The sequence below is a fragment of the Streptomyces sp. NPDC127197 genome (genome assembly GCF_042672405.1).
Classification (GTDB): domain Bacteria; phylum Actinomycetota; class Actinomycetes; order Streptomycetales; family Streptomycetaceae; genus Streptomyces; species Streptomyces flavusporus.
Map to the genome: position 1 here is coordinate 1 of NZ_JBHXVG010000038.1, position 13,163 is coordinate 13,163.

Below are 13,163 nucleotides of genomic sequence, written 5' to 3' on the forward strand. Positions count from 1 at the left end.
GGGCGAGGTCATCAAGACCGTCCCCGAGTCCAAGATCGTCGAGACGCTCATCGAGGAGGCCATGAAGCTGGCCGAGCAGATGGAGGCGGACGGGGTGACGTCGGGCGAGCCGTCGGTGTCGGTGGCGGGCTGACGGAGCTCAGGGCAGCGTCCCCAGGGGCGCGAGGCTGTGTCGATATGCGGCTCCGCCGCGTGGGCGCGACCAGCCACACACAACCCGCACTCGCCAGACCACAAGTCCTCCCGAGTTCTCAGGCGCCCGGCAGCCGACGGTCACCTTCAAGCGAGCGGCAACCAACACAGGGCGGCGCGGCAAAGCTTCCGCAGGTACAGTGCGGGGACCAGCAGATCCGACCCTGAGGCCCCGCCCGTGCTGACCCAGACGACCTCCCGGGTCCTCGAACCGAGCGACCTGGACGCCGCGCTCGCCGTCCTCGACCGTGAGCCCGTCGCGAACGCCTTCGTGACGTCCCGGGTCCAGGTCGCCGGACTGGACCCCTGGCGGCTCGGCGGCGAGATGTGGGGCTGGTACGAGGACGGCATGCTGACGTCCCTGTGCTACGCGGGCGCCAACCTCGTCCCCATCTGTGCCACGCCCCGCGCGGTCCGCGCCTTCGCCGACCGGGCGAGAAGGGCGGGCCGCCGCTGCTCCTCCATCGTGGGCCCCGCCGAACCCACCGCCCAGCTGTGGCGTCTCCTCGAACCGCAGTGGGGCCCGGCCCGCGAGGTCCGCGCACACCAGCCGCTCATGGTCACCGACCGCATGCCCGCCGACATCGCCCCGGACCCCTACGTCCGCCGCGTCCGCAAGGACGAGATGGAGACGATCATGCCGGCCTGCGTGGCGATGTTCACGGAGGAGGTCGGCGTCTCCCCGCTGACCGGTGACGGCGGCCTCCTCTACCAGGCCCGCGTCGCCGAACTCGTCGGCTCCGGCCGCTCCTTCGCCCGCCTCGACGAGCACGGCAAGGTCGTCTTCAAGGCCGAGATCGGCGCAGCGACCGACCGCGCCTGCCAGATCCAGGGCGTGTGGGTGGCCCCCGAGTACCGGGGGAGGGGCCTTGCGGCTCCCGGCATGGCAGCGGTCCTGCGCTACGCCCTCACCGACGTCGCCCCGGTGGTCAGCCTGTACGTCAACGACTACAACACGGCGGCGAGAAGGACGTACCGGAGAGTGGGCTTCCAGGAGGTCGGCGCCTTCATGAGCGTCCTGTTCTGAGGAACGCCGAGGTGACGCCCCCAGGGGCGCGGGGCTGTGTCGATATGCGGCTCCGCCGCGTGGGCGCGACCGGCCCCACCCACCTGCACCGGGACGACGACAGTAACCCCTGTACGCTCCCCCCATGCGCTTCCCCGGTCACGACCCCCACCACCATGAAGACATCGTGATCGGCCCCCTCGACCTCCCGTCCAGGGTTGACGAGGCCCTCGCCGTCCAAGCGGTAGCGTTCGGCCTCGGCGCCGACGAAATCGCCGTACGCCGACAGATCGTGCTGCGGCACATGACCTACCCGGGCGCCCGCGCCCTCGGCGCCACCACCCCTGACGGACGCCTCGTGGGTTTTGTGTACGGCATGCCCAACGACCGCACCCACTGGTGGTCCACCATCGTCGAGCCCTACCTCCGCGCCCAGGGCCTCGACGACTGGCTCGACAACTCCTTCGTGATCACCGAGCTGCATGTGCACCCGCGCTACCAGAACCGCGGTATCGGCCGTGCCCTGATCACCGCGATCACCGACACCGCCGACGAGCCCCGCTCCATCCTCTCCGCCATCGACACCGACAGCCCGGCCCGCGGCCTGTACCACTCCCTCGGCTACGTGGACCTCGCCCGCCAGGTCCTCTTCCCCAGCGCCCCCAAGCCGTACGCCGTGATGGGCGCCCCCCTCCCGCTCCGCCGCCGCGGTTAACCGATTTCCACCGTCCCGCACCGCCCGGCTAACCTCCTTGCCATCACCCTCCCCCACTCTCGGCTTCGCTCGAGCGGGGGGACCCCCATCCGGCAGGAGTACGAGAACGATGGCGAACGCACCGGTCCAGCGCATGTCCCAGTTGATGGCGAAGACGCTGCGCGACGACCCGGCGGACGCCGAGGTCCTCAGCCACAAGCTGCTCGTCCGCGCCGGCTACGTCCGCCGTACCGCCGCCGGGGTGTGGACCTGGCTGCCGCTCGGCAAGAAGGTCCTCGCCAACGTGGAGCGGATCGTCCGTGAGGAGATGGACGCGATCGGCGCCCAGGAGGTGCTGCTCCCCGCCCTGCTGCCGAGGGAGCCGTACGAGGCGACCGGCCGCTGGGACGAGTACGGCCCCGAGCTGTTCCGGCTGCAGGACCGCAAGGGCGGCGACTACCTCCTCGGCCCCACCCACGAGGAGATCTTCACCCTCCTCGTGAAGGACCAGGCGTCCTCCTACAAGGACCTGCCGGTGATCCTCTACCAGATCCAGACCAAGTTCCGCGACGAGGCCCGGCCCCGCGCGGGCATCCTGCGCGGCCGCGAGTTCCTGATGAAGGACTCCTACTCCTTCGACCTCGCCGACGAGGGCCTCGCCCAGTCGTACGCCCTGCACCGCCAGGCCTACCAGAAGGTCTTCGAGCGCCTCGGCCTCGACTACCGCATCTGCGCCGCGACCGCGGGCGCGATGGGCGGCTCGAAGTCGGAGGAGTTCCTCGCCCCGGCCGGTGCCGGCGAGGACACCTTCGCGGACTGCCCCCACTGCGACTTCGCAGCCAACACCGAGGCGATCTCGTACGAGCTCAAGCCGGTGGACGCCTCCGACGTCCCGGCCGCCGAGGAGATCCCGACCCCGGACACCCCCACCATCGAGACCCTCGCCGCCTCGCTCGGCGTCCCGGCCTCCGCCACCCTGAAGAACCTCCTCGTCAAGGTGGACGGCGAGATCGTCGCCGTCGGCGTCCCCGGCGACCGCGAGGTCGACATGGGCAAGGTCGAGGCACACTTCGCCCCGGCGGTCGTCGAGATGGTCACCGAGGCGGACTTCGCGGGCCGCCCGGACCTGGTCCGCGGTTACGTCGGCCCGCAGGGCCTGGGAGAGAAGGTCAAGTACCTCGCCGACCCGCGGGTGGCCCCCGGCACCTCGTGGATCACGGGCGCCAACAAGGAGCACACGCACGCGAAGAACGTCGTCGCGGGCCGTGACTTCGAGGTCGACGAGTACGTGGACGTGGTCGTGGTCCAGGAGGGCGACCCCTGCCCGAAGTGCGGCACCGGCCTCAAGCTGGACCGCGCCATCGAGATCGGCCACATCTTCCAGCTGGGCCGCAAGTACACCGACGCCCTCAAGCTCGACGTCCTCGGCCAGAACGGCAAGCCGGTCCGCGTGACCATGGGCTCCTACGGTATCGGCGTCTCCCGCGCGGTGGCCGCCCTCGCCGAGCAGACCGCCGACGACAAGGGCCTGTGCTGGCCCAAGGAGGTCGCCCCGGCCGACGTGCACGTCGTCGCCGCCGGCAAGGCCCTGCAGACCGAACTCGCCCTCGAGGTCGCCGAGAAGCTCGCCGCGGCCGGCGTTCGCGTGCTGGTCGACGACCGGGCCGGCGTCTCCCCGGGCGTGAAGTTCACCGACTCCGAGCTGATCGGCGTCCCGCAGATCCTGGTCGCCGGCCGCCGCTCCGCCGAGGGCGTGCTCGAGCTGAAGGACCGCAGGACCGGCGAGCGCGAGGAACTCCCGGTCGACGAGGCGATCGCCCGCCTCACGGCATGACCTCGCGGCCTCCGGGGACGGACGGCAGAAGCTGCTCGTCCCCGGAAGCGCCCGGCGGGCCTCACAACCAGCCCGCGAACTCCAGCAACAGTTCCCCGTCCTGAGTCCGCCCCACCCGGCGGGCCCGCACCCCCGACTCCACGGCCCGGAACAGCGTCCAGCCGCGCAGCCGCTCCTGGTCGACGTCCAGGGACTCGGCGAGGCGCTTGACACGCCGGCGGGTCGTCGCGGCGCCCGAGGGCGAGGCGATCAGGTCCTCCACCCGGTCGCGGACGAGGCGGGCCAGATCGAACGCGCACTCCCCGACCACCGGGTCCGGCCCCACTGCAAGCCACGGCATGCGGTCACCGGCGAGCACCTTGCTCTGCCGGAAGGTGCCGTGCAGCAGCCGGTGTTCGGGCGGTGCGCTCAGCAGCTCCGCACGGGCCGCGAGCGCCGCATCGACCAGCGGCGCCGCCTCCGGGTCGGCTGCGACACTCGCCCGCATCGCCTCGGCCTGCCGCCCGGTCCGCTCGGCCACGGTCTCGAAGGTGTGCTCTCCCGGCGGCGCCACCCACAGCCGCCGCAGCGTGCCCGCCGCCTCCAGCAGCGCCTTCGCCTCCGGCAGCGACCGCACCGACACATCCGGATGCAGCCGCTCCAGCAGCAGCGCGCCGTCGTCGGCAACCGGTTCGAGCAGCTGTACGGCGCCCAGGCCGCCCCAGTGCGCAAGCGCGGCCCCCTCGCTCTCCGGCCGGGCCCGGGGCGGCGCCAGCTTCAGCACCGCGGGCGTCCCGTCCGCCCGCCGCACCAGCAGCACCAGGCTGCTCCGCCCGCCCGGCACCTGCACGCGTTCCACGGTCAACTCGCGTAGAGCAACGGCCCGTTGGGCGACCTCCGGCAGCTTCTCCAACCAGGCGTCACCGTCCGGTGCCGTCTCACCGAGCGCCCTGACCAGACGCCGCGGCGGTTCGAAAGCCATACGCGAGTCGATTCCTTTCTGTACGGGTCACGCCGTCGGCGCCGAAGCCGAAGGCGGTGCCGAGGCCGGGGGAGTGGCGGTTTCCGGCCCCGGGCCCGTGGCCGCCCGCTCGGCGAGACCAGGGAAGGCTACGCTCCCGCCGCGCCAGCGCACCGCCCGCACCGCCGCCTCCCGCAGCGCTGCCGCGGCCGTGCGCCGCAGCCCGCCCCCGGCCGCCCGCACCAGGTCGGAGTACACGCCGGCCACACGTTCCTCCAGCTCGGCGGCGAGTCGTACGGCCGTCGTCGAGTCCGTCACCGGGAACGGCAACGCGTATCCGCCGGCCGCGGCGACCGGCTCACCGCCCAGGTCCCGCACCTCGCGCACCAGAGCGTCACGCCGCGCGCGATGGGCGTCGTACGCCGCCCGCGCCTCCGTACGCCGACCTTCTTCGATCCTCCCGCCGACCACGCCGTACCCGTACACGGCGGCGTGCTCGGCGGCCAGCGCCGCCTGGAGTGCCCGCAGCTCCCCGTCCTCCGCCTCGCTCATCTCTCACCCTCCGTCAGCAGGTACGCGTGCGCCGCCCCGGCCGCCGCCACCGAGGCCAGCAGCCGTGCCAGCTCGCCCGGCAGGTCGAGCAGCGCTTCGGCCCGCCGGTCCGCGAGCGACCGCTCGGCGCCCGCGAGCCGCGCGAGCGCATCTTTCTCGCTGCTCGGCACCGAGGACGGCGCCGGGGACGGTGCCGAGGACGGCGCGGAAACCGTGGGCGACGCCTTCGCCATCGTGTCCCCGAACGCCTCGGCATGCCGCGCGGTCTCGTCCCGCAACGGCCGCAACCGCTCGGCCAGCGCGGGATGTACGGCCATCACCGCGTCGTACTCGTCCACGAGTCCGCTGCTGTCCCGGGCCGCACGCGCGCGTGCCCGGTCGGTGACGGACGGACTGCCGCCGGTGGCGCCGGAGTCCTCGGGCCCGCCGGAGCAGCCCGTGAGGAACGCGACGCCCGCGGCCGAGGCGAGCAGGGTCCTTCTGCGCGGTCCCGAAGGGGTGCGCGGAGACAGGGGAAACGGCACGGCTGACGTCCTCGAAGGCTCGTACGAAAGGACTGGGCGGCATGCCCGTGATCACCGTACCCGCGCACACGTGTCCGACCACTCATCGGCACCGCTCGGACACAGGTGGACGGCAACACTCCCTGCGACCGGATACCCTTTGACCAGACACGCGACCAACCCACAACAGCACACGCGGCCGAGGAGTCACCCGGATGAGCACCACCCAGAGCGAGAGGCTGCGAGAACTGCTGGAACCGCTCGTCACCTCCCAGGGCCTCGATCTCGAAGAGATCGCAGTGGACTCCGTCGGACGCAAGCGGGTGCTGCGCGTCGTCGTCGACTCCGACACCGGAGCGGACTTGGACCGGATCGCCGATGTGAGCCGTGTGCTCTCGGCGAAGCTCGACGAGACGGACGCGATGGGTGAGGGCGAGTACACCCTCGAGGTCGGAACCCCGGGCGCGGAACGCCTCCTCACGCAGCACCGGCACTATGTGCGCGCCACCGGCCGGCTGGTCAGATTCCAGCTGGCCGAGGGCGAAGAACTGGTGGCCAGAATCCTCACCGTCGACGACGAGGGCGTCGACCTCGAGGTACCCGGGATCAAGGGGCGCAAGCCCACCGCGCGCAGGCTGCCCTTCGAGGACATCGCCAAGGCGCGCGTCCAGGTCGAGTTCAGCCGCAAGGACAAGAAGGACATGAAGGAAGAGGAGGAGGCGTAGCCGTGGACATCGACATGAGTGCCCTGCGGGGCTTGGTTCGGGAGAAGGAGATCTCCTTCGACCTGCTCGTCGAAGCGATCGAGGCGGCCCTCCTCATCGCCTACCACCGCACCGAGGGAAGCCGCCGACACGCGCGCGTGGAGCTCAACCGGGAGACCGGACATGTGACCGTGTGGGCGAAGGAGGATCCCGAGGACCTCGAGGAGGGCCAGGAGCCCCGCGAGTTCGACGACACCCCGTCCGGTTTCGGCCGGATCGCCGCGACCACCGCCAAGCAGGTCATCCTGCAGCGGCTGCGCGACGCCGAGGACGACGCCACGCTCGGTGAGTACGCCGGCCGCGAGGGCGACATCGTCACCGGCGTGGTGCAGCAGGGGCGCGACCCCAAGAACGTGCTCGTCGACATCGGCAAGCTGGAGGCGATCCTGCCGGTGCAGGAGCAGGTGCCGGGCGAGACGTACCCGCACGGCATGCGGCTCCGCTCGTACGTCGTACGGGTGGCGAAGGGCGTGCGCGGTCCCTCGGTGACCCTGTCCCGGACGCATCCCAATCTGGTGAAGAAGCTGTTCGCCCTGGAGGTGCCGGAGATCGCCGACGGGTCGGTCGAGATCGCGGCCATCGCACGTGAGGCCGGTCACCGCACCAAGATCGCCGTCCGCTCCACCCGGTCGGGTCTGAACGCCAAGGGCGCCTGCATCGGCCCCATGGGCGGCCGGGTGCGCAACGTGATGGGCGAGCTGAACGGCGAGAAGATCGACATCGTCGACTGGTCGGATGATCCGGCGGAAATGGTGGCGAACGCGCTGTCCCCCGCGCGGGTGTCCAAGGTCGAGGTCGTGGACATGGCGGCCCGCTCCGCCCGCGTGACGGTGCCGGACTACCAGCTGTCGCTGGCGATCGGCAAGGAAGGGCAGAATGCCCGGCTTGCGGCCCGCCTCACCGGCTGGCGGATCGACATCCGTCCGGACACCGAGCAGCCCGGGGAATAGATCCAGGCCGCAGGGCGCTAGGAACACGACAGATCTGTGCGCGGCAACTGTTCGATCTCTGCCCCAAAGGGGTGAGGTCGGTACGGGGAGGTAGACTTAAGCGTGTCTGGCCGGACGCCTGCCCGCGTATGCCCTGAACGCACCTGTGTGGGGTGCCGGGAGCGAGCGGCCAAGACAGATCTGCTGCGCATCGTGGCGATCAAGGACGCATGTGTCCCTGATCCTCGCGGTACGCTGCCCGGCCGGGGTGCGTATGTGCACCCCGCCCTGGTCTGTATCGACCAGGCGGTGCGCCGCCGGGCGTTCACGCGGGCGCTGCGCGCCCCGGGTGCGCTCGACACAAAGGCGTTGCGCCGGTACGTCGAGCAGACAACAGTTGCTGAGCAGGCAACACCGTAAGAAGCGTCGCGCGGAACCCCGTGCGGCCCTGGTACCTCGCGAGTCGAAAGCAGGTCGAGATTGCGATGAGCACTCGATGAGTACGCGATGAGTACGCCCATGAAGTAGCGACGGTCCGGCCGCAACCCGGACCTAAAAGGAGCGAAGTGGCTAAGGTCCGGGTATACGAACTCGCCAAGGAGTTCGGCGTCGAGAGCAAGGTCGTCATGGCCAAGCTCCAGGAACTCGGTGAATTCGTCCGATCGGCGTCTTCGACGATCGAGGCGCCCGTAGTACGCAAACTGACTGACGCCTTCCAGCAGGGTGGTGGCAACGGCAAGTCCGCCGCGAAACCCGCCCCCAGGAAGGCCGCCCCCAAGCCCGCCGCGCCCTCTCCGGCGCAGGCGGCACGTCCGGCTGCCCCGCGGCCGGCCGCACCCAAGCCCCCGACGGCACCGCAGCCGACGGCACCGCAGCCGACGGCACCCGCGGCCCCCGCAGCCCCTGCGGCGTCCGCGCCGGCCCCCGGCCCGCGTCCCACCCCGGGACCGAAGCCCGCGCCGCGTCCGGCTCCGGCTGCCCCGGAGTTCACCGCTCCGCCGGCGGCCCCGACCCCGGCCGCCGCGTCCGGCCCCAAGCCCGGCGCGCGTCCCGGTGCCCCCAAGCCCGGCGGCCGTCCCGGCGGCCAGGACCGACAGGGCGGCCAGCGTCCCGGCGGTCAGGCTCCGCGTCCCGGCGCCGGCGCACCGCGTCCCGGTGCCCGTCCGGCCGGTCCGCGTCCGGGCAACAACCCCTTCACCTCCGGTGGCTCCACCGGTATGGCGCGTCCGCAGGCGCCCCGTCCGCAGGGACAGCGTCCCGGCGGTGCCGGTGCTCCCGGCGGCGGTCCCCGTCCGCAGGGCCCCGGTGCCCAGGGCGGCGGTCCGCGTCCGCAGGCTCCGGGCGGTGCCCGTCCGAGCCCGGGCTCGATGCCGCGTCCGCAGGGCGGCGGCCCGCGTCCCGGCGGTGGCCCCGCCGGTCCGCGTCCGAACCCCGGCATGATGCCGCAGCGTCCTGCTGCCGGCCCGCGTCCCGGTGGCGGTGGCCCCGGTGGCCGTGGTCCCGGTGGCGGCGGTCGTCCCGGTGGCGGCGGCGGTCGCCCGGGTGGCGGCGGTTTCGCCGGTCGTCCCGGTGGTGGCGGTGGCGGCTTCGCCGGCCGTCCCGGCGGTCCGGGTGGCGGTGGCGGCGGTTTCGCCGGTCGTCCGGGTGGTCCCGGTGGCGGCGGTGGCCGTCCCGGCTTCGGTGGTCGTCCCGGTGGTCCCGGTGGCCGTGGTGGCACGCAGGGTGCCTTCGGTCGTCCCGGCGGTCCCGCGCGTCGTGGCCGTAAGTCGAAGCGGCAGAGGCGCCAGGAGTACGAGGCCATGCAGGCCCCGTCGGTCGGCGGTGTGATGCTGCCTCGCGGCAACGGCGAGACCATTCGCCTGTCGCGCGGTGCGTCGCTCACCGACTTCGCGGAGAAGATCAACGCCAACCCGGCGTCGCTCGTCGCGGTCATGATGAACCTCGGCGAGATGGTCACCGCGACCCAGTCCGTCTCCGACGAGACGCTGGAACTCCTCGCCAGCGAGATGAACTACACGGTTCAGATCGTCAGCCCCGAGGAGGAGGACCGCGAGCTGCTCGAGTCCTTCGACATCGAGTTCGGCGAGGACGAGGGCGACGACGAGGACCTGGTGGTCCGCCCGCCGGTCGTCACCGTCATGGGTCACGTCGACCACGGTAAGACCCGACTGCTCGACGCCATCCGCAAGACGAACGTCATCGCGGGCGAGGCCGGCGGCATCACCCAGCACATCGGTGCCTACCAGGTCGCGACCGAGGTCAACGACGAAGAGCGCAAGATCACCTTCATCGACACCCCGGGTCACGAGGCGTTCACCGCCATGCGTGCCCGTGGTGCGAAGTCGACCGACATCGCGATCCTGGTCGTCGCGGCCAACGACGGCGTCATGCCGCAGACGGTCGAGGCGCTCAACCACGCCAAGGCGGCCGACGTCCCGATCGTCGTCGCGGTCAACAAGATCGACGTCGAGGGCGCCGACCCGACCAAGGTGCGCGGTCAGCTCACCGAGTACGGCCTGGTGGCCGAGGAGTACGGCGGCGACACGATGTTCGTCGACATCTCCGCCAAGCAGGGTCTGCACATCGACTCCCTGCTGGAGGCCGTGATCCTCACGGCCGACGCCTCGCTCGACCTGCGGGCCAACCCGAACCAGGACGCGCAGGGCATCTCGATCGAGTCCCGTCTCGACCGCGGCCGTGGTGCCGTGGCGACGGTCCTCGTCCAGCGAGGCACGCTGCGGGTCGGTGACACGATGGTCGTGGGCGACGCCTACGGTCGCGTGCGCGCCATGCTCGACGACAACGGCAACAACGTCGCCGAGGCGGGCCCGTCGACGCCGGTCCAGGTCCTGGGCCTGACCAACGTCCCGGGCGCGGGCGACAACTTCCTCGTCGTCGAGGAGGACCGTACGGCCCGCCAGATCGCCGAGAAGCGTGCCGCCCGCGAGCGCAACGCGGCCTTCGCCAAGCGCACGCGTCGCGTCTCGCTGGAGGACCTGGACAAGGTGCTCAAGGCCGGCGAGGTCCAGCAGCTGAACCTGATCATCAAGGGTGACGCTTCTGGTTCCGTCGAGGCCCTGGAGTCCTCCCTGCTCCAGCTGGACGTCGGCGAAGAGGTCGACATCCGCGTCCTGCACCGCGGCGTCGGTGCGGTCACGGAGTCCGACATCGACCTGGCGATGGGCTCCGACGCCATCGTGATCGGCTTCAACGTCCGTGCGGCCGGCCGCGCGGCGCAGATGGCCGAGCGCGAGGGTGTGGACGTCCGCTACTACTCGGTCATCTACCAGGCGATCGAGGAGATCGAGGCGGCCCTCAAGGGCATGCTCAAGCCGGAGTTCGAGGAGGTCGAGCTCGGTACGGCGGAGATCCGCGAGGTCTTCAAGTCGTCCAAGCTGGGCAACATCGCCGGTGTGCTCATCCGCTCCGGCGAGGTCAGGCGCAACACCAAGGCGCGCCTCATCCGCGACGGCAAGGTGGTCGCGGAGAACCTCACCATCGAGGGCCTGCGTCGCTTCAAGGACGACGTCACCGAGATCCGCGAAGGGTTCGAGGGCGGTATCAACCTCGGCAACTTCAACGACATCAAGGTGGACGACGTCATCGCGACGTACGAGATGCGGGAGAAGCCGCGGGCGTAATTGCGCCGACGGTTTGTGCTGGCCGGCGGGACTTCGGTCCTGCCGGCCAGCGCGCCGTGTACTGGGGGCTCCACCCCAGACCTCGGCCGGTCGGCCAGGAGGCGGGCGAAAAGAATCCCGTCGAGCCGTCCGCCCGTTCGTTGTACCTTTCTTGATGTCCCTGCCGACTGAACAGCGGGGGCCATCGATCCCGTACCGGCGGGTGAACCGGTTACATACATGTATGTGGGGACGCTGTCCTTCGACCTGCTTCTCGGCGACGTACGGTCGCTGAAGGAGAAGCGCTCCGTCGTCCGTCCGATCGTCGCGGAACTCCAGCGGAAGTACGCCGTGAGCGCGGCCGAGGTGGATCACATGGACCTTCATCGCAGGGCCCTCATCGGTCTCGCGATGGTGTCCGGCGACGCGGGGCACCTGACGGACGTACTGGACCGGTGCGAGCGGCTGGTCGCCGGCCGCCCCGAGGTGGAGCTGCTGTCCGTGAGACGCCGCTTCCACGGCGACGACGACTGACCGAAGAACGTAGACAGGAAAGAACGGGAGACGGACCAGTGGCCGACAACGCGCGGGCTAAGAGGCTGGCGGACCTCATCCGAGAGGTGGTGGCCCAGAAGCTGCAGCGCGGGATCAAGGACCCGCGGCTCGGCTCGCACGTCACCATCACGGACACCCGGGTGACGGGCGATCTGCGGGAGGCGACCGTCTTCTACACCGTGTACGGGGACGAAGCGGAGCGGGCGGCCGCGGCCGCCGGTCTGGAGAGCGCCAAGGGCATCCTGCGCTCCGAGGTCGGCAGGGCGGCCGGTGTGAAGTTCACGCCGACCCTGACCTTCGTCGCCGACGCCCTCCCGGACACCGCCCGGACCATCGAGGACCTCCTCGACAAGGCGCGCGCCTCCGACGAGAAGGTGCGCGAGGCGGCCACCGGCGCCGCATACGCCGGAGACGCCGACCCGTACAAGAAGCCGGGTGACGACGAGGACGACACCACCGAATGACCCAGAAGCACACCACGCCCGACGGCCTCGTCATCGTCGACAAGCCGTCGGGCTTCACTTCGCACGACGTGGTCGCCAAGATGCGCGGCATCGCCAGGACGCGCCGCGTCGGCCACGCCGGCACCCTCGACCCGATGGCGACCGGCGTCCTCGTCCTCGGCGTCGAGAAGGCGACCAAGCTCCTCGGGCACCTCGCGCTGACCGAGAAGGAGTACCTGGGCACGATCCGCCTGGGCCAGACGACCGTGACGGACGATGCCGAGGGCGAGATCACGGGGTCGGTCGACGCCTCGAAGGTCACCCGGGAGGCCATCGACGCCGGGATCGCCAAGCTGACCGGCGACATCATGCAGGTACCGTCCAAGGTCAGCGCCATCAAGATCAACGGTGTGCGCTCCTACAAGCGGGCGCGGGAGGGCGAGGACTTCGACATCCCGGCCCGCCGCGTGACGGTGTCGTCGTTCAGCGTGTACGACGTCCGGGACGCCGTGGCCGAGGACGGCACGCCCGTGCTCGACCTGGTCGTGTCGGTGGTCTGCTCCTCCGGCACCTACATCCGCGCCCTCGCCCGCGACCTGGGCGCCGACCTCGGCGTCGGCGGCCACCTCACCGCGCTGCGCCGGACGCGCGTCGGACCGTACAAGCTCGACTCGGCCCGTACCCTCGACCAGCTCCAGGAGGAGCTGACCGTCATGCCGATCGCCGAGGCCGCCACGGCCGCGTTCCCGCGCTGGGACGTGGACGCCAGACGGGCCCGGCTGCTCACCAACGGTGTCCGGCTCGACATGCCCGACGTGTACGCGGACCGTGGCCCGGTGGCCGTCTTCGACCCCGAGGGCCGCTTCCTCGCGCTCGTGGAGGAGCAGCGGGGCAAGGCGAAGAGCCTCGCCGTCTTCGGCTGACGGCTCGGGGCTGCCCGTGGAGCGGCGGTCACGGGGTCGTGCACTCCCGCCGCTCCACGGTCCCCCTCGGTTCCCCCATCCCTAGGGTGTATCCAACGACCCCTTCCCGTTCACCCGTCCGGGCAGGCGCTCGGAGTGAAGCGGGGGAGTGCAAGGGGGCGCGTTGGGTCCGCGATCTGTCCGTCTGATCATCCCGCCCCTACCGTCG

Annotated in this window: 13 protein-coding genes and 1 pseudogene; 11 read left to right on the forward strand and 3 right to left on the reverse strand. The window is 71.3% G+C overall.

The features are described from left to right. From ACFVJQ_RS36790 to ACFVJQ_RS36805, 4 genes and pseudogenes are all read left to right on the forward strand, one after another. Positions 1-133, forward strand: a pseudogene (locus ACFVJQ_RS36790) (4-hydroxy-3-methylbut-2-en-1-yl diphosphate synthase); the annotation flags it as partial. Positions 134-370: 237 nt separating this feature from the next. Then, on the forward strand, positions 371-1,219 hold the full coding sequence (locus ACFVJQ_RS36795) for a GNAT family N-acetyltransferase (protein ID WP_224739063.1): 849 nt from the start codon (positions 371-373) through the stop codon (positions 1,217-1,219). Between the two features lie 124 nt (positions 1,220-1,343). Beyond that, positions 1,344-1,913: a GNAT family N-acetyltransferase gene (locus ACFVJQ_RS36800; protein WP_385516759.1), complete on the forward strand. Its 570-nt coding sequence runs from the start codon at positions 1,344-1,346 to the stop codon at positions 1,911-1,913. A gap of 109 nt (positions 1,914-2,022) precedes the next feature. Further along, entirely contained in the window at positions 2,023-3,726 is a 1,704-nt protein-coding gene (locus tag ACFVJQ_RS36805; RefSeq protein ID WP_385516757.1) for a proline--tRNA ligase, read from the forward strand. Between the two features lie 61 nt (positions 3,727-3,787). Here the strand turns inward: ACFVJQ_RS36805 and ACFVJQ_RS36810 are convergent, their stop codons facing one another. Genes ACFVJQ_RS36810 through ACFVJQ_RS36820 form a run of 3 tightly spaced genes read right to left on the reverse strand, consistent with a single transcriptional unit; the run spans position 3,788 to position 5,742 of the window. After that, positions 3,788-4,687, reverse strand: coding sequence for an aminoglycoside phosphotransferase family protein (locus tag ACFVJQ_RS36810; RefSeq protein WP_385516755.1), 900 nt, complete (start codon positions 4,685-4,687; stop codon positions 3,788-3,790). A gap of 27 nt (positions 4,688-4,714) precedes the next feature. Then, positions 4,715-5,218 (reverse strand): ferritin-like domain-containing protein, encoded by a 504-nt coding sequence (locus ACFVJQ_RS36815; RefSeq protein WP_385516753.1) that lies wholly within the window; start codon positions 5,216-5,218, stop codon positions 4,715-4,717. Continuing rightward, positions 5,215-5,742 carry a hypothetical protein gene (locus ACFVJQ_RS36820; protein ID WP_385516751.1) on the reverse strand — a complete coding sequence of 176 codons (528 nt, stop codon included), beginning with the start codon at positions 5,740-5,742 and terminating at the stop codon, positions 5,215-5,217. The genes ACFVJQ_RS36815 and ACFVJQ_RS36820 overlap by 4 nt, the downstream gene beginning before the upstream one ends. A 194-nt stretch (positions 5,743-5,936) precedes the next feature. Here ACFVJQ_RS36820 and rimP point away from each other — a divergent pair, with 194 nt between their 5' ends. The 7 genes from rimP (at position 5,937) to truB (ending at position 12,955) form a co-directional block, all read left to right on the forward strand. Further along, entirely contained in the window at positions 5,937-6,446 is a 510-nt protein-coding gene (gene rimP, locus ACFVJQ_RS36825; RefSeq protein WP_224735947.1) for a ribosome maturation factor RimP, read from the forward strand. A gap of 2 nt (positions 6,447-6,448) precedes the next feature. Next, entirely contained in the window at positions 6,449-7,435 is a 987-nt protein-coding gene (gene nusA / locus ACFVJQ_RS36830; protein WP_224735948.1) for a transcription termination factor NusA, read from the forward strand. Between the two features lie 102 nt (positions 7,436-7,537). Then, entirely contained in the window at positions 7,538-7,834 is a 297-nt protein-coding gene (locus tag ACFVJQ_RS36835) for a YlxR family protein (RefSeq protein ID WP_224735949.1), read from the forward strand. A 146-nt stretch (positions 7,835-7,980) separates the two neighbouring features. Next, a complete protein-coding gene (gene infB / locus ACFVJQ_RS36840; RefSeq protein ID WP_385790026.1) occupies positions 7,981-11,055 on the forward strand; it encodes a translation initiation factor IF-2 in 3,075 nt (1,024 codons plus the stop codon). 219 nt (positions 11,056-11,274) lie between these two features. Continuing rightward, positions 11,275-11,568: a DUF503 domain-containing protein gene (locus ACFVJQ_RS36845; protein WP_129801140.1), complete on the forward strand. Its 294-nt coding sequence runs from the start codon at positions 11,275-11,277 to the stop codon at positions 11,566-11,568. A gap of 38 nt (positions 11,569-11,606) precedes the next feature. Continuing rightward, positions 11,607-12,053: a 30S ribosome-binding factor RbfA gene (gene rbfA / locus ACFVJQ_RS36850; protein ID WP_385516749.1), complete on the forward strand. Its 447-nt coding sequence runs from the start codon at positions 11,607-11,609 to the stop codon at positions 12,051-12,053. Further along, positions 12,050-12,955, forward strand: a complete 906-nt coding sequence (gene truB, locus ACFVJQ_RS36855) for a tRNA pseudouridine(55) synthase TruB (protein ID WP_385790029.1) — start codon at positions 12,050-12,052, stop codon at positions 12,953-12,955. Before rbfA ends, truB begins: the two co-directional genes overlap by 4 nt. Positions 12,956-13,163: the final 208 nt, after the last annotated feature.